Source organism: Clostridium manihotivorum, assembly GCF_004015185.1.
Lineage (GTDB): Bacteria > Bacillota > Clostridia > Clostridiales > Clostridiaceae > Clostridium_AR > Clostridium_AR manihotivorum.
This window is the reverse complement of the sequence record NZ_CP025746.1, coordinates 2,632,465-2,649,634: the sequence shown is the minus strand read 5'-3', so window position 1 is coordinate 2,649,634 and position 17,170 is coordinate 2,632,465. Positions and strand designations below refer to the sequence as shown.

12 protein-coding genes and 1 pseudogene are annotated in these 17,170 nt (G+C 31.9%); 6 read left to right on the top strand and 7 right to left on the bottom strand.

Annotation, left to right across the window (positions count from 1 at the left end; genetic code table 11):
* Positions 1-501: 501 nt before the first annotated feature.
* A complete protein-coding gene (locus C1I91_RS11900) occupies positions 502-1,107 on the top strand; it encodes a hypothetical protein (RefSeq protein WP_128213075.1) in 606 nt (201 codons plus the stop codon).
* A gap of 154 nt (positions 1,108-1,261) precedes the next feature.
* On the opposite strand, the gene C1I91_RS28895 is transcribed toward C1I91_RS11900, so the two are convergent.
* Both C1I91_RS28895 and murD read right to left on the bottom strand, forming a co-directional pair.
* Positions 1,262-2,443, bottom strand: a complete 1,182-nt coding sequence (locus C1I91_RS28895; RefSeq protein ID WP_238475983.1) for a GNAT family N-acetyltransferase — start codon at positions 2,441-2,443, stop codon at positions 1,262-1,264.
* Between the two features lie 175 nt (positions 2,444-2,618).
* Positions 2,619-3,965 (bottom strand): UDP-N-acetylmuramoyl-L-alanine--D-glutamate ligase, encoded by a 1,347-nt coding sequence (gene murD / locus C1I91_RS11885; protein WP_128213074.1) that lies wholly within the window; start codon positions 3,963-3,965, stop codon positions 2,619-2,621.
* Between the two features lie 474 nt (positions 3,966-4,439).
* Here murD and C1I91_RS11880 point away from each other — a divergent pair, with 474 nt between their 5' ends.
* Both C1I91_RS11880 and C1I91_RS11875 read left to right on the top strand, forming a co-directional pair.
* A complete protein-coding gene (locus C1I91_RS11880; RefSeq protein ID WP_128213073.1) occupies positions 4,440-4,610 on the top strand; it encodes a DUF6440 family protein in 171 nt (56 codons plus the stop codon).
* Positions 4,611-4,906: 296 nt separating this feature from the next.
* On the top strand, positions 4,907-5,689 hold the full coding sequence (locus C1I91_RS11875) for a DeoR/GlpR family DNA-binding transcription regulator (RefSeq protein ID WP_128213072.1): 783 nt from the start codon (positions 4,907-4,909) through the stop codon (positions 5,687-5,689).
* A 607-nt stretch (positions 5,690-6,296) separates the two neighbouring features.
* Here the strand turns inward: C1I91_RS11875 and C1I91_RS11865 are convergent.
* Positions 6,297-7,442: pseudogene (locus C1I91_RS11865) on the bottom strand (IS3 family transposase).
* Positions 7,443-7,580: 138 nt separating this feature from the next.
* Between C1I91_RS11865 and C1I91_RS11860 the strand changes: the two are divergent.
* On the top strand, positions 7,581-7,940 hold the full coding sequence (locus C1I91_RS11860) for a VOC family protein (RefSeq protein ID WP_128213071.1): 360 nt from the start codon (positions 7,581-7,583) through the stop codon (positions 7,938-7,940).
* 148 nt (positions 7,941-8,088) lie between these two features.
* On the opposite strand, the gene C1I91_RS11855 is transcribed toward C1I91_RS11860, so the two are convergent.
* Positions 8,089-9,477, bottom strand: coding sequence for a response regulator (locus C1I91_RS11855; RefSeq protein ID WP_128213070.1), 1,389 nt, complete (start codon positions 9,475-9,477; stop codon positions 8,089-8,091).
* 261 nt (positions 9,478-9,738) lie between these two features.
* On the opposite strand from C1I91_RS11855, the gene C1I91_RS11850 reads away from it, so the two are divergent.
* Positions 9,739-10,503, top strand: coding sequence for a helix-turn-helix domain-containing protein (locus C1I91_RS11850; protein WP_128213069.1), 765 nt, complete (start codon positions 9,739-9,741; stop codon positions 10,501-10,503).
* Between the two features lie 2 nt (positions 10,504-10,505).
* Positions 10,506-12,239: an ABC transporter ATP-binding protein gene (locus tag C1I91_RS11845; RefSeq protein ID WP_128213068.1), complete on the top strand. Its 1,734-nt coding sequence runs from the start codon at positions 10,506-10,508 to the stop codon at positions 12,237-12,239.
* 218 nt (positions 12,240-12,457) lie between these two features.
* Here the strand turns inward: C1I91_RS11845 and C1I91_RS11840 are convergent, their stop codons facing one another.
* From C1I91_RS11840 to C1I91_RS11830, 3 genes are all read right to left on the bottom strand, one after another.
* A complete protein-coding gene (locus C1I91_RS11840) occupies positions 12,458-13,783 on the bottom strand; it encodes a 6-phospho-alpha-glucosidase (protein WP_128213067.1) in 1,326 nt (441 codons plus the stop codon).
* Positions 13,784-13,870: 87 nt separating this feature from the next.
* Complete coding sequence (locus C1I91_RS11835; RefSeq protein ID WP_128213066.1) at positions 13,871-15,466, bottom strand: alpha-glucoside-specific PTS transporter subunit IIBC; 1,596 nt, start codon at positions 15,464-15,466, stop codon at positions 13,871-13,873.
* An 887-nt stretch (positions 15,467-16,353) separates the two neighbouring features.
* Positions 16,354-17,127, bottom strand: a complete 774-nt coding sequence (locus C1I91_RS11830) for a MurR/RpiR family transcriptional regulator (RefSeq protein WP_128213065.1) — start codon at positions 17,125-17,127, stop codon at positions 16,354-16,356.
* Positions 17,128-17,170 lie beyond the last annotated feature (43 nt).

Below are 17,170 nucleotides of genomic sequence, written 5' to 3'. Positions count from 1 at the left end.
TGTATTTTATTGTTAGAAATATTTTTTATAAGCATAAGTATCTCTTCCAGCTTACTATAACAGAATATTATTTTATAAGAGAGTCTAAAATTATTATATGTATTTACTTGTGTCTTCATAGGTAGATTACCATGTTAAAACACTTGTTGTTGTAAAAAATTAACTTTATAAAACCAATATTGTGCTATAATAGTAAAATAAATGAAGTAATCATTCGATTGTTTTTGTATTTAATATCAAATCATAGCCTATACTTTGATAGATATCTAAGTTTAGCTAAAAGTATATATGCATAATATTTGCTTAAAGACTTAATTATTAATTTATATTTGTTTCAAAATCGCTTAAAGTCACGATTTTAAAACAAGTATAAAATAAGCTTCTACAAAGAAAAAATTTAAGCAATGTCTTAGTTAAATTTTAGATTTTACATCTATAAAAATATCTAAATAAAATTAGCTATACAGAAATTCGTTAGCTTAAATTTGAAAGGAGCACAAAATGAAAAAATTTGATTTACGAATTATATTTATGGGAGCCTTAATTATTGTATTATGTGGTGTTATTGCTTTCTTAACACTTGATAGAAAGCCTGTAAATAATAAAGACACTGATACCAATAAAAGTACAGAAGCTTCTAAAGAAACATCAACTAATGCAACCGCTATTTCATCTGATGGAAAAATAAAATCTGCAAACTTTAATAACTATAAGGTATATTTTAATGGGAAAGAAATTGCTTTAAACAAGCCTTTGGTGTCTATAAGAAGCGAAAAAGATTCTGAACCTCAGCTATATATGCCTTTTGATGAGATACTAAAATATATGCACTTTAATATTAAAGTTGTTGAAAAAAACAATGCAGTATATCTAACAATGGGCCAAAAAGATCAACTAGATGCTTCTGAAGATTTATCCAAGCTTTCTGGAAATGAGGCTGATTTAACAGCTGCAGACATAATACAAAAGACTGGAAACTGGTCATACATTGAAAAGTATTTGAAATACATGACTAATGATGGTATAAAAAAAGTTGTTGATATATATAATTCTAAGCATGATAATGCAGCTGAACATAAGAATGCTGCTGACTATATGAAAAAATAAATATAAAACTAATAGAATCCACAATTTTATCGCAAATGCCATATAATTGTGGATTCTATTACTGTGCAATATAACTTTATAACTTCTTAAGAATTTACTTATAGAATGCGGGTTTGTGAGTATTTAAGTGATAAATCTTTAGATAAGTTCTTATTTAATCCCATTGACCTGGAAACCTTAACTTTTTTAGCTTAGGAAAATTCTTATTATATTCTTCTACTTCTTCCTTTGGAAGATTTTCAAAAACCTCTGACTCGTAGAATTTTCCTTTTATGTCCTTCATGCTATCTTGTGCTAATTCTATAGCCATAAAGGCATCAAAGTTTTTACCATCACTGGTTGTAATATTGAAATTATCACAGGTCTTAAAGCCTATTCTAGGATAATAATCTGGTTCTCCAAAGATTACAATACCTTTATATCCTTTACCTGCCGCTAATTTCATTGTCTCCCTTAATAATAACTCCCCTACTCCACAGCCTTGCCATTTAGGTGCTACAGAAAGAGGCCCAAAAGTTACAATTTCATGGATATCTAATCCATCAACTACTTGTGCTTTTGAGTACATTATGCAGCCTATTACTTCTCCATTCTTTAAAGCTATTCTACTTAGCTCTGGAATATAATCCTTATCTTCACGTAATTTATGGACAAGATAATGCTCGTCACATCCAAGATGATGCTTATTCCAAAAGGCCTCTTTGGTCATTAACTCCACATTATAATAATCGTCCTTTTTTTCTCTTCGAATTTCTATCTCTTCAGCATTTAATCTCTTCTTTTCTTCTGGAAACCACCCAAATTCTAATCTTACTTCTTTTCTCTTTAAATCGTTGTTTTTATAGCAGCAAGTGTCCATGCCAATTAAAGTAAAACCTTCATGCTGATAGAAATCTACTGCATTGACATTGCAAGATTGTGTTTCTAATATAATAGCTCTACGACGTTCTCTTCTTGCTTGTTCCTTCGCTATTTCTATCAATTCATGGCCTATACCTTGCTTTTGATATGTTTCTGATACCCAAAGCTCTGTTATTCTTAGGCGATTGGACCACAATTCTTGGTCAGTTTCAATTGCAGCAACTAATTCATCATTAACCACTACTCCCCATGCATAGGCATTTTCCCAGTGTTCTTCGTATAACTTATCTGGAAAATCATATTCTTCCGGTGTATGAGTTACTGATTGTCTAAATTCTTTCTTTTCTATATCAATTACATATCCTCTATCTGTTTTATTTACCATAACATCATAGTATTTATCTGTGGTATATTTTATTGGAATTATGGTTCCTTGCCACTTCTCTTTTGGTAAATGTATGATTTCATATTCCATCGAGTTATCCTCCCAGCTTTATACAAGTAATTGCCTTTGCAGGCTCTAGTTATCCTGACTTTATCACTTCATATATCAACAGCTAATTACAGATTTACCTCTTCATAATTAAATTTGTATTTTAAAATTGGCCTATCAGGGCCAAAGGCTTTTTGATAATAGCATTGGTTCATACTTATTTAGATTCCAGGTTATTTACATATTCCTTGAATAAATTTCCACGAACTTCAAAGTCCTTGAATTGGTCCCATGCAGCGCAGGCTGGACTTAAAAGCACAACGTAACCATCACTAGCTAAAGTATATGCTATTTCTGTAGCCTCATGTAGACTATTAGCAACCTTGCAAGGGATTTGGCATTGCTTCGCAAATTCATCTACCCTCACTTTCACCTCACCAAAGGCTACAATTAACTTTACATTTGTCAGATATTCTTTTAAGCCATCAAAACTCTGGCCTCTATCTAATCCCCCCAATAATACTATGGTTGGTCTTGTGAATGAAGAAAGTGCAGTTTGAGTAGATTTTATGTTAGTGGCTTTTGAATCATTATAAAAATCTATATTATTTATGGTTTTAACATATTCTATTCGATGCTCTACTCCTTCAAAAGTTTTTAATACATTAACAATAGCATCATTTTCTACCCCTAACTCTTTAGAAACTGCAATAGCTGCCATAGCATTCTCATAATTATGTCTGCCCTTAATTTTTATTTCTTCTATGGATATAATCCTCTGATCATTGTAATAAATATATCCATCATTAACTTCACAACCTAATTTATTTGGAGAACTAAATGAAAAATACTTTTTAGTAGAATCAATATCCTCTGTTAGACTAAGCACTTCTTTATCATCTGAATTGATAATAGAAATGTTACTTTTTGTATGATGATTAAATATTCTCTTTTTCATACTTTTGTAAATATCGTAAGAGCCATGGAAGTCAAGATGTGCTTCTGATATATTAGTTAAAACAGAAATGTCTGTCTTAAAGTCTACTACATTACACAACTGATGATCAGATACTTCCATAACTGCAATACTATTATTTTTTAATTGAGATACAAAAGAGCATACTGGATACCCTATATTCCCCATTAATAACACATCCAAGGAAGCCTTTTTCAGAATTTCGTAAATCAATGTAGTTGTTGTGGTTTTTCCATTAGTTCCAGTAACTCCAACTATTTTTACACCTGTTGGAAAATATCTAAAAGCCAATTCCAATTCATTTATGACAGGTATATTAAGCTCAAGTGCTTTTTCTACATATTTATGCTTATTTGAAATACCAGGATTTTTAATTATCATATCAAAACTGTTATCAAACAAATCATCCGGATGACTTCCTAATATGATTTTGACACCAAATGATTGCAGTTCTTTTACCTGTTCTAAGTTCTGTTCAGTATTGGCATCATTGATAATTACCTCATATCCCTTACTTACTAGGAGCTTTGCAGCCTCATATCCACTTCTAGCCATACCAAGAACAAAAACTTTTTTACTTGTACTCATTATACCTACTCCTCTTTATATGTAGTATTATAGCTATATATTAATTTTCTCGCTAAAATACATTTCAGACTCATAAATCCTTATTACTACAATATTAACAATTTCTGTGCATTTAATCAATTTTTATCTACTTTCCTTATTAACCAATGGCAGTGCTATCAATATTCTTAGTAGTCCTTTATAACAGTAATTATTTAATTTTATAAAATATTCTTGTTCATAATATTTGGGTAAGATTTAATTCTTTGCCTGTACTTATTTCAATAAGTCAAATTTCTTCAATTCGCTTTCTAAAAACTTTTCTTTCATATGTGCGCTTACACCAACTCAATTTTTATTGTGTCCTCAGGTCACTTTTCCACCATGTGTAATGATTAGATAATGATAAAATCACTTGTCATTACGTTCTTAATTTTTATGAATAATCATAAATTATAGATTGATAACACTATTCTAAATAAAAGAGGTGAGCTTATGAAGGAAGATAAAAGATTTGAAGCTATATCTACTCAAGGGCTTCTACAAAGTTATAACATAATCATTGATAGAGAAACTGGAGTAAATTATCTATATGTCAGCAATGGAACTTCTGGTGGATTGACAGTTTTACTAGATTCTGAAGGGAAACCAATAATAACAAAGTAGTAATTATCTACATACTACTTCAAAATGAAATCTTTCAAAATAAAGCTTCGTAAATTTATCGAATGCTTTATTTTAAGTTTTAGGATTGAAGTAGCATGTGGATTCAGAGTAATGGATATTCCAATTCTATAATCATTAACATTCATTAATGTATTTTTCAGTTATATTAACGTTAATTAATTGTTTTTACATTTTATGGTTGCAAACCATTAACATTCATTATATACTATTAACATACAGGAATATGATTATACATTTATTTATGCTTACAATTATATTAATAGGAGTGATGTTGAATGTTTATTGAAGAGCGCCATGAAGAAATCTTAAAAATTATTAATGAAAAAGGAAGAATTTCCATTGGAGAAATACAGCAGTTGTTTAATATCTCAGTGGATTCTGCTAGACGAGATCTAAGAATCCTTGAGGAAAAATCGTTACTAAAAAGAACACATGGAGGAGCAATCCCCCTGATGCAGGTTGGTGTAATGCCGCCTAGAGTAAGAGATATGAAAAACATGGAGGTATATGATAATTATGCTGCTATTGCAAAGAAGGGAGCCGAATTTGTTAAAGAAAATGATATAGTTTACCTCACAAGTGCCTCCATAGGCTTCATACTGTTGAAGTATCTGCCAAGAGATATACATTACACCTTGGTAGTTAATTCGGTAACCTTGGCTGAAGAGTTAAAGTATTGGGATAATGTCACTGTGTATATTGTTGGTGGCAAAATGCGTCAACATGGTACTACTTCTCTTGTAGATAGCTTTGCTACTGCCTTTGTGAAAAACATGCATTTTGATATAAGTCTCATATCTGCTGGTGGAGTGGATGCTGCCTTTGGTCTATCAAATGGTACTGATGAAACAGCTACCTTCCAAAGAGCTGTAATAGAAAATACCAGAAAAAACATTTTGCTAATGCCTAGCCAAAAGATTGGGTTTAAAGCCTTTATCAAGGTTTGCGATGTAAACAAATTTGATACATTAATAACAGATTGGGATGCCTTAGAGGACGAATTGATAAAGATAGAAGAAACTGGTGTGAAGACAATTGTTGTAGAGAAAGAAAAATAAGAAGTCTGTACTTAGCCATAAGTAATATTAAATATAATTCGCTGCTACAGACTAAATATCCATATACAATAGCTCTTAAAGTCCTGTCCTCCGTTGAAATTAAGTGATTAGTTTACTGATATATCATCTTTGTGTTTGTATAACCACTTAATTTCAACATTATTCCTAAACGTAGACATTAGATAAATTAAATTCACTTGCATAAATGTAAAGCACTTGTAATAATTCATATCTATTATATGTAATTAAACTTATATGCTATTATTGTTAATTATATATTGGAGGGGGTACTTTGGAGAAAAGATTAAGTCTATTGTTCGGAATAATCGGGGGCTTTTCTCTTTCACAGATAAATGTACTATTTCAACTACAAATGGCTATATATGAATTAGTCGGGTTCGTGACTTATATAATATTTAGAATACTTTCATTCCTAGGACTTATCTGCGTCATCTGTTTTAGTATTTTATTGATTATTGATACCATTAAGACATTGTCTAAAAAACTAGTTAAAGATACTTTCTTTAGTGATTTTTTTTATTTTATATGTTTAAACATGACATGCTTGGATCTATGTCAATATATTAGACACAAAAAGTTGAACTTTTTACGCAATTTTTCTAGCTAAATCTTCACATTTTTGCGGGGTTAAATAGCCAATACTACTATGTATCCTTTTTCTGTTATACCAAGCTTCTATATACTCAAATATAGCAAGTCTTGCAGCATCATAATCAAAATACTTAACAAGGTGAACTTCTTCTTTTTTTAAAGAAGCATGAAAGGACTCAATACAAGCATTATCATAGGGACAGCCTTTACCACTAAAAGAATGAGTAATTAATTTAGTGCTACTGATATATTCTTTAAAAGCAGAGCTTGTATATTGACAGCCTAAATCGCTATGAAGGATCAATGGCTTGGTTGGCTTTTGCAACTTAATTGCATTTTTCAACGCTTGCAAAGCAAGGTCGGTATCAATAAATTTAGACATGGCATAGCCAATTATTTTTCTACTATATAAGTCCATAACTGACGCTAAATAGCACCAACCATCCTTAATTGTGTGGATATAGGTAATGTCTGTTACCCATTTTTCGTTAATTGTGGTTGCATTGAAATCTCTTTTAAAACGTTTTATTGTGTTTCTATTTTGTTTTTAGATGAAGTTGGTCTGAACTTTTTTACTATTATAGATTTTATCCCCAGTTTCTTCATTAATCGTTGGGTTTTCTTTAGACTTATAGTTATCCCTGAGGATTTTAAAGCTTCGTTTATCTTAACTGCCCCGTAACGATTTTTTGCTCTCTTTGTGGATATTTATAATCTTTTCTTCTATTTTTGAATTTTCTATTGCTCTATTGCTAGGCTTTTTATGTAAATGTTTATAATATGAGCTCCTAGACACCTTTAAAACCTTGCACATAAGCTTAATATCATGATATTTTTGGTTGTTAGTTATGAACTCAAATACAGTAGTTACTTCCTTGCGAATATGCCCATGGCTTTTTTTTAATATTTCATTCTCTTCTTCAAGTTGCTTATTCTTTTTTATTAAAGCCTGATAATCTGCTGCAGTTATAGTTGTACCTTTATCAACAGCTATAGGTTTATTCTTCTTTATCCATCCAGTTATTGTGGATTTTGATAGGGCATATTCACTGCTTAACTCTGCTAAGCTCTTTCCAGCATTATAAAGCTCTACTATTGTATTTTTGAATTCTTCCGTATATTGTTTTTGGCCTCTTGACACTTTAACACTTCCTTCTCTTTCTTTATTTTAAAGTGTTCGGCTTTCTGTGTCTACAATATTATACTAACACCAGCTGTTGTCGCATATGGATTGATATAATACACTATAGATTAAATTTTTTAGAAAGAGGGAGAACTGATGAACTTAGCCTTTAACATAGACTCATTGTACATATGTGTAAATGATATGCAAAGAGCAATTGAATTCTATGAAAAACTATTTGGACAAAAAGTTACTGAAAGAGATGAAGTATATAGTGTTTTTGTTATTCATGGTTTTAGATATGGATTATTTGCAAATCAGAAAATGAATGAAACAAAAATATGGGGAAATAATTGTTTACCTAGTTTTGCTGTAAATAATATTGATTTAATTCTAAAAAGATTTCATGAGCTAAATTGTCCAATTGTCTTTCCGTTAACAACTATAGGTGCAAATAAAGTCTTAGAATTTACTGATAGCGAGGGAAATCATATAGAAATCACTTGTCCTATATAACAAACAATACTAGTGAATAAAATTCTTCTCAATTAAAGGTCAAAAAGATGCTTACCCTGATAAGAGCAGCATCCTCCACTTTGATGTAGCCTCTTTATAAATCATTTCAAGACTTTTGTCCAGTTCATTCCTATATCTGATGCCTTTTTTATAAATACTCCAGCAAATCATGGGGCAGGGTTAACATAACAAAACCTTTATCTTTATCATTACGCTTAATACTAAAAGAAATCAATATTATTGAGTCTCTTTCATTAAGTATACTTTTACTTTCTGAATATATTATCATATCTATGCTATTAAAATCCGGATTTATCCTTTTTAAGCCTTTCGCAGTCAAATCAAGTAATCCTTCCATAATCTCCTTATTATTTCCCCAACACTCTGACAAGATAACCTTAATAGGTGAACTAGTAATATTATTTTTAATCACGCCTATATCACTGCCTGCTATTAAGAATGTTCTTAGTTCACTTATAGTAATGTTCTCAACTGTTAGCTGCTTAATTGAGCATTCACTATTAAATTTACTTGTCAAATAAATTGAAAATTTTTGTGCTAATTCAGCGAATTTATCTTTTAAGTTTTCTAATATTTTTAGCTCTATAGGAAGCGGGCCAGTTACGGAATGCTCTTGTATCTTTATATCAAGCTTCTCATCTTTATCAAAAACTTTATTAATCACTTCTTGCTCATTGTCACTATTATATATAAGAAAGTCAATTTCTTCTTGTTTCAGTGCAATTGTAGACATTTTCTCTTTAAACTTATTGTCATCAGCGGTTAACATATTATTAATTCGCTCTATGTTGACGCTATTCTTATGATCTAACCTTCTTTCCAAAGCTTTTATGAGTCTTGAGCTTGATATTGGTTTTGAAATAAAATCCATAGCGCCGGCTTTTATACTTTCTAATATAACTTGACCTTGACTCATTGCAGAACAGATAATCACTCTAGCATTTTCATCTTTCTGCATAATATGTACTGTTGCATCAATACCATCCATCTTAGGCATCACGATATCCATTATAACAAGTTCGGGGTTTAATAAATCATATGCAGCAACTGCTTCCTCTCCTGTAGAAGCTTCTCCAACTACCGTATACCCATATTCTTCAATAATGTTTCTTATCATCTTTCTTGCTAATTCAAAATCATCAGCAATAAGGACCCTGCACCCTTTAGCCTTTGTCCCAACATCCTGATCTATTTTATTAATTCTCTTTTCTAACAATCCATACTGATCCTCAAGTTTCATTATCTCACTTCGCAACTCGATACGTTTTTTTTCCAACATGGCTTTTAGACTCTCATTACTATTGTCTTTTAATAATAATCTTATTTCATCTAAAGAAAAGCCATATTGTTTAAGTTCCAATATAAAGGTAAGCTCTTTAATTTGTGAATTTGAATAATATCTATACTGGTTACTTGCTTGAACTAAACACGGCTTAAAAAGCCCAATCTCATCATAATACCTTAAGGTATTAGCAGAAATATTTACTATTCTTGATATATCCCCTATTGTAAACAAAATAAACAACTCCTGTGATTTGGTATTTTTTCTATATCTAGATATATGATAATTATAGACCTTAGTCTTACACCAAGGTCAATACTTTTATTTTTAGCTATATTAAGGTATGCTTGCACTCCAAAATTCCTGATCATATATAAGCACCTACCTATCAGAACACAATTGTATATTAATCCTAAAATACTAGAATTATGAAATAAGCCTTGACATTGACCTTACGTAAATTGCTATAATGTGAATAGACTCAGGAGGAATATTATGGAACATTTGTATACGATAAGTGAAATTTGCAGTCAGTATCACATTACAACTAGAACACTTAGATTTTATGAGGAAAAGGGACTTATTCAGAGTATTCAAGACAAGGCTCGTATGCCGAGAAAATATTGTAAGGGAGAAGCTGAAAAAATCGGAAATATACTATTTCTAAAAAATCTAGGCTTTAGTATCAGCGAGATTTGCGAGCTATCCTATGATAAACAAGATATAAAAGAGATGGTAGAATCAAGAAAACTTCTCATTCAAACTCAAATTGAGTTAAAAAAACTTCAACTGAAAAGATTACAAGACATGATGTTGCTGTTAAATGAGGGAAATGATCTTTTCTCATCTAAGCTTGTAATTGATGAAGAAAAAAATACTCGCATTGAGAAAGCTGTAGATTTTTCAAAATGCTTCATGGAAAGAAAGTTTGAAAAGCTTCACCATAGTCTTCCACCAGCTATAGGTAAAATTTTTACAGTGAATTTTTTGGAAAGTTTTAGAGAATTAGTTGAAGAAGAGACTGGACAGTTTAAATCTCTCATCCACATAGATGAATTTGAGCATGATGTCTCATTATATCTAGAATTTGAAAAATGTGGTGCAGTTATGAAAGTAATTTTTTCTGCATCCCATATCACTGGTTTCACTGTGTATACAATTGATATTGATATGATAAAAAATTTCCTTACTGACAAAAAGAAGATTGATCAATTAGAATACAGAAATACTTTTACCATGAATTTTGAGAAGGAGTTTTAGTTATGGCAAATACAGAGGTAAGCTATAAAAAAGAGTTTTATAAAAACAATCATCTTAATTATTTCATGTCAATATTGGTGGTTATTGCAAATGCAGCACTTCAAATTGCAATTGCCTTTATCCTTGAGATATTAATTGATGTAGCTCGTAAAGGAGATATCACAGAGTTTTGGAGGGACTTGACCCTTGCTGGAATTGTTATGGGATCAACAATTCTTGCATCCATATTGCGGAAAATATTTATAAACCGCTATATAAAAAGAGCGCTTAATCAATATAAAAATAAAGTTTTTCAGAAAATATTAGACAAGAATATCAATTCCTTTAATAAGGAGGCTTCAAGCACTTATATTTCAGCCTTTAGTAATGATTTAACTTCCATTGAACAGAACTATCTTGTGGGTAATATAAATCTAGTATTACAATGTTCCTTATTTATAGGCGGTCTTGCTGCTATGGCTTACTATAATTGGAAGATGCTTTTAGTTACTTTAGCTACCAGCACACTTCCTATCTTAGTAAATGCTATTCTCGGCAATAGACTTACAACTGCTGAAGTTAAAGTATCAGATAAGAATGCAGCTTTTGTAGCTCTTGTTAAGGATCTATTGACAGGTTTCCCTGTAATTAAGAGCTTTAAGGCCGATAAAGATATTTTCCATATTTTTGTAAGTAAAAATGATGAGCTAGAGCAAACCAAGAAGACACGTAGGGATGTAACAAATAACATTGAAATTCTCAATTCACTGGCAGGACTTGTGGTTGAACTAACTATATTCGGCTTAGGCGTGTACTTAGCAATAACTGGAGCAATTACAGTCGGAGTTGTTGTAGCCTTCATTCAGTTGCTAAATTATGTTTTAGGACCAATAAACGCTATTGGTCCTGCCCTTGCAAACAGAAGAGCCGCAGAAGGCTTAATTAAAAAGATTGAAACTATTGCAGAAGCATCTAATACTACTAGCGGAACCATTACATTACCTTCTTTTAGTAATTCAATTGCTTATAAAAATGTTTCCTTTGGATATACTGAAAACACTCAAACATTGAAAAACATCAATGTGAAGTTTGAAAAGAATAAAAGCTATGCCATAGTAGGTAGCAGCGGAAGTGGTAAGTCAACCTTACTAAATCTACTGCTTGGTTACCACAACAGCTATGAAGGCGCTATCGAAATTGATGGTCATGAATTGCGAGATATTTCAGTGGACAGCTTATATGATATGGTTTCTATGATCCAACAGAATGTATTTGTATTCAATAACAGCATTGCTGAAAATATCACTCTCTTTAGAGACTTTGATAGAGAAAGTATAGACTACGCTGTATCCTGTGCCGGTCTATCTAAATTAATTGATGAAAAAGGAATAGATTATAAGTGTGGTGAAAACGGAGTTAATCTATCTGGTGGTGAAAAGCAGCGTATTTCCATAGCTCGTTGCCTAGTACGTGGTACTCCAATTCTTATAATGGATGAAGCTACTGCTGCCTTGGACAATGAAACTTCTCGTCAAGTTGAAGATGCTATCTTAAAAATAAAAGATTTAACTAGAATAATCATCACTCATAAGTTGTATGCTGATATATTGACCAATTACGATCAAATCATAGTAATGAATAAGGGAGAAGTTATAGAACAAGGCAGCTTTGATGAACTTCTTGATAAGAAAGGCTTCTTCTATTCATTATATTCAGTAACCAATTCTAATGATTATGTTAGTGAAGAAGTATCATAAATTCGCTTAAAATATCTTCTTAAGTGAAATTTTTCCCCATCAGCCCTTTCGATTATGTATGCTGAAAATATGGTAGTCCAATAAATTTCTTTTTTGGTGTTTATACTATATATCTATTATAAATCCTTAAAATTATTAAGTTTAGCTAGCAAAAAATTTTATTTCTTCCTAGACAGTAAAAATAAAAGCAATTTGGTAATCCCAAATTGCTTTTATTTTTAATATAATTCTGGCCAGTAATCTTTATTCACTTCTATCAATTCATCTAATATTTGCTTAGCAACCTTTGCACTAGGAACAGTCTTAGAAAGGGTTATAGCTTGCCATAGTTTCTGATAGGATTGTTCTGCCCAAGCTTCAACTACTAATTTTTCCACAGACACTTGTTGTTCCATAAGTCCCTTTTGAAATTGAGGTATCTTTCCTATTGCTAATGGTTCTGGACCATTGCAACCAACTATGCAAGGTATTTCAACCATTCCAGTATGATCAAAATTTTCTATTGATCCATTGTTAGGTACTATCAATAACATTCTTTCATGGGTGTTATAAGCAATAGCTCTTGCTAAATCCACTATATAGGAAGCATGTTCGTCTATTTCCATCTTGCAGCCTTCTGTAGATTGATTTTCTATAACCTTTCTACATTCTCCAAATACAAACTTTTCACGACCATCCATTACTTCATTTGCTCTTGTATATTCTTTATTAGAGTGTTCAACCACGTAATCTGGGAATAAATAATATTTCAAATAAGTATTGGGTAGTGTACTTGGGTCTACTGCATATACGTCCCTAGCTTTAACAAAGGTATCATTCCAACTAGCATCCGTATGTTGAGTGTCTCCTTTTTCAGCTACATAACCGTATTTTGCAACATGCTGCTTTAACCTTGGCATTAAGTCATTGCCAGCCTTATCGCGGATATCTGTCCACCATCCGAAATGGTTAAGTCCATAATATTTAACAGTCATTTCTTTTCTTGAACTTAAGCCTAGTATCTCTGCCATTCTTGTTTCTATACCTATTGGCATGTCGCAGATGTTTAGTATTTTTGAGTTAGGTCTTAACTTTCTTGTTGCCTCTGCCACTATTGCAGCTGGATTAGAATAATTAAGCATCCAAGCATTGGGCGAATATTTTTCCATATAATCAAGAATTTCAACAACTCCGCCTATAGACCTCATTCCGTAAGCTATTCCTCCTGGGCCACAGGTTTCTTGTCCAACAACTCCATATTTTAATGGAATTTTTTCATCCAATTCACGCATTGCATATTTACCAACTCTTATATGTGCCATAACAAAATCAACATCGGTAAAGGCTTCTTCTGGATCTGTAGTTGCTAAAAACTCTATTTCAGGCGCCTTTTCTTTTAAAATTATCTCGCAGGCTCCGGCTACTGTTGCTTGCCTCTCTTTATCATTATCATAAAATTTAAGCTTTCTTATTGGAAACTTATTTAGATTGTCTAGTAACATTAATACTATGCCAGGAGTGAAAGTACTTCCCCCTCCTGCTATTACCACTGAAAATTTTTTCATATCTCTTCCTCCTCAAATCATTTAATTTTTTATTAATAATTCAAATACTCTATTCACTAAAAGTTAATTTTAAGCTCAATTGTTGGCTTATGATTTTAAAAGTAAGCTTTCAAATTCTTCTCTAACCTGAGGGACTGACAGTCCAACTATTACTTGAATAGCCTTTCCATTTCTCACAACCCCATGAGCTCCAGCACTTTTAAACACACTGTCTGGTGATAATTTATTTTCATCATTTACAGTTATACGCAATCTAGTGGCACAATTGGTGACATCAGCTATATTTTCACTTCCGCCTAAGGCTTGTAGAAATTGCACAGCTTGACTTTCTTTTTTTGCTTCCTTCTTAGTTTCTCCATCAGCACCCTTTTTGGCTTTATAATCAGCTTTTGTATAAAGTTTTGCCTCTTCGTCCTCTGGTTCACGTCCTGGGGTTGCAAAGTTGAATTTTAATATTAAGAACCGAAATACTAAGAAATATATTCCTGTAAAACATAAACCTATTATTACCTGAGTTATATAAGTACCTGGGTGATATTTAAATAATGGAAGCCAATTTTGCGCAAACCAATCTATTAGTCCTCCTCCAAAGTTACCTACCACTCCAAAGGAATATTCAGTAGCAGCTAAGGTTGCAGCTAAAACAGCATGTACAGCAAATAATGCAGGAGCTATAAATAGGAAGGTAAATTCAAGTGGTTCAGTAATCCCAGCCACAATAGCGGTTATTGTTGCAGGTATAAGTAATCCCGCTACAACTTTTTTCTTTTCAGGCTTAGAAGTTGAATAAATAGCTAAAGCTATACCTGCACAGCCAAATATCTTAGAGGAGCCATGAAGCGCAAAACCACCTGCTGGGAACATCTGCTTTAAAGAATGTGCACTTGTTGCAAAATCTGATAAATGCTTTGGCCAGTAAGAAGCAATTCCATCTGGTACTACTGCTGGTCCAAAAATAAATGGTCCATAAATGAAGTGGTGCAAACCTGTTGGAATCAAAATACGTTCTAAGAAGGTGTATATCCAAACCCCTATAACTCCAGAGGAAGCTAAAAAGCCTTGCAGTGCTCCTATGCCACCTTGAACCTTTGGCCAAACTAAGCACATTAATAAAGCAGTAGGAAGCATTACTAAGAATCCTATCATTGCTACAAAAACTGAGCCTTGAAAAATTCCTAAGTAAGCAGGTAACCTCTTTTCGAAAAACTTTCCATGTAAATATACAGCTATTCCTGCAATTAATATTGCACCTATCATTCCAGTATCAAGAGTCTTTATCCCTGCAATCATTGCAAGTCCACTTGATACACCATTCGTTACTCCAGGGGCTAAGTCAAAATTGACACCAAAGCTTGAACCTGAAAGAGTAAGAATAGCATTAATAAAATAGTTAAAGGTCAAATATATTAATAAAGCTTCTAGACAAGCTCGAGCTTGAGCTTTTTTAGCTAATGCAATTGGCAATCCAACTACAAACAGTAATGGCAATTGATTAAACACTGTCCACCCACCTTGTTGAACTACATACCAAAAGCTATACCACGCTGTGCCTTTGGCTGCTATTGGGCCCATAATATCTGCATTGGTAAACAAAATAGAAAAGCCAACTACCATACCATAGAAAGCGAAGAATAAAACTGGAACAAACATAGCAGCACCAAAGCGCTGAATTTTTTGCATCATTTTTTTATAACCTCCTCAAAATTAATTATCAATTACCATTGCCACACATGAAGATTTTACTTCCCTACTTGGTTCTTATTACTGCTTTTTTATGCTTGGCTCTCTTGCTCCATTTCTTTGTTGAATTTTTATGCTATACACTTTTACTTAGTTGCTTCATTACTTTGTTGTGTTGTTTTGTTGAGTTAATCTGTTGGAATTTTTGTTGCATACTTTTGTTATAATCTTTTTCTACATTATTTTATTGCGTTGTCTTACTGTACTTTTATTGAGATTTTTTCCTTCACTATCTTGCTGCATTCTTTTGTTAGTTTGTTTTTCTACGTTCTTCTGCTAAGATCTATTTTTGAGTTATCATTGGTTAGAATATTTAATGTAGAAGGTTTGAAGACTTGTTATGTTTTTAATACTTTACATATAGATGTACCACTTCATTCTAGAATCTATATTTTCAAATGCTCTTCTCAGAACCAAGATCAGCTCTGAACAGACATATTGCTTAAATCTTTAAAATCAAAATATAGATTTCTGACTGAAGGTATCCATATTTATATCAAGATATCCTGTATGAGTTTATAGTATCAATTGATAAAAACCTTTTCAATGACTTTAGGGCATTTAATTCCTATGTACATTTTTAAGTTGTTCTCACATAATTTGTGCAGCCTCACAGGTCTCTTAAGCTCTTATTTATTGTTAAGAATTGCATTACTGTCAAGGATTTTATCTACAAAATATACTATAGGGAATCAACTTCAACTATTGATTTATGGAACCCTAGACATAGAAAAAGCCCTAGACTTAAGAAACGAGTTGTTTCCTATACCCAAGGCTTCTAAAAAATTTATAACTACCTGCTTTGAATCATATTTTTTCTCTATATTTATCTATAATGCTGTGTTTTCTTTTCTTAATTTAGTTAAGTATGTAACATACTTTAGAAATAACATTTCAGTCAGAATAAAGTACTGTCCTACATTTTCAAAATTAACCACATCTCTTATTTTTATCTGGTTTGTAATGATATATAAGTTTTGATCACATAACCTAGCTATTGAGTTGTCTGATAGCTTTGTAATAGAAATAGAAGGGATATTCTTAAGCTTTATCTTTTTTGCATGTTCTACTGCCGACTTTTTTTCACCGGATAATGATATAATAACAATCAAATCTTCATCTGTAGCGGTCTCTAGAACCGTATCCATTTCGGCCTCTCCATGTAAGGTAACAAAAAATTTATTTACATTTATAAAATGCCTTTTAAGCTCATTTGCTGCAGCAACTTGCACAGTTCCAGTTCCATAAACAAAAAGATGTTTTGCATTATAAATCATCCGACATACTTCAAAAAGATCTTTTTCTCTCATGTCTTTTATTGTTTTGTAGTAATCCTGATAAACATCTTCTACACTACTGTCTTCAGTATTGTCATCCTCATCAAGCTCTAATTTTAACCTTACCTTAAACTCTCCGAACCCTGCCAAAGATAGCTTCTGAGTAAATCTTGAAATTGTGGTTCTTGAAATGTTACATTTCTTCGCTAACTCGTCAATAGACATAGTACAACACTTTCGCCTATTATTGCTTATATATTTCCATATATGAACGTCATTTTCATTTAGCTTATCAAAACTATTATTAACTAATTCTTCTAACTTCATGTTTACTTCCTATCTTTGAAACAAGTTTTTTTCCTATATTATA

Bases quoted from the DNA above. Each gene is read 5' to 3' on its own strand.
- C1I91_RS11900 (WP_128213075.1), top strand. From the start codon at position 502: ATGAAAAAATTTGATTTACGAATTATATTTATGGGAGCCTTAATTATT.
- C1I91_RS28895 (WP_238475983.1), bottom strand. From the start codon at position 2,443: ATGGAATATGAAATCATACATTTACCAAAAGAGAAGTGGCAAGGAACC.
- murD (WP_128213074.1), bottom strand. From the start codon at position 3,965: ATGAGTACAAGTAAAAAAGTTTTTGTTCTTGGTATGGCTAGAAGTGGA.
- C1I91_RS11880 (WP_128213073.1), top strand. From the start codon at position 4,440: ATGAAGGAAGATAAAAGATTTGAAGCTATATCTACTCAAGGGCTTCTA.
- C1I91_RS11875 (WP_128213072.1), top strand. From the start codon at position 4,907: ATGTTTATTGAAGAGCGCCATGAAGAAATCTTAAAAATTATTAATGAA.
- C1I91_RS11860 (WP_128213071.1), top strand. From the start codon at position 7,581: ATGAACTTAGCCTTTAACATAGACTCATTGTACATATGTGTAAATGAT.
- C1I91_RS11850 (WP_128213069.1), top strand. From the start codon at position 9,739: ATGGAACATTTGTATACGATAAGTGAAATTTGCAGTCAGTATCACATT.
- C1I91_RS11845 (WP_128213068.1), top strand. From the start codon at position 10,506: ATGGCAAATACAGAGGTAAGCTATAAAAAAGAGTTTTATAAAAACAAT.
- C1I91_RS11840 (WP_128213067.1), bottom strand. From the start codon at position 13,783: ATGAAAAAATTTTCAGTGGTAATAGCAGGAGGGGGAAGTACTTTCACT.
- C1I91_RS11835 (WP_128213066.1), bottom strand. From the start codon at position 15,466: ATGATGCAAAAAATTCAGCGCTTTGGTGCTGCTATGTTTGTTCCAGTT.
- C1I91_RS11830 (WP_128213065.1), bottom strand. From the start codon at position 17,127: ATGAAGTTAGAAGAATTAGTTAATAATAGTTTTGATAAGCTAAATGAA.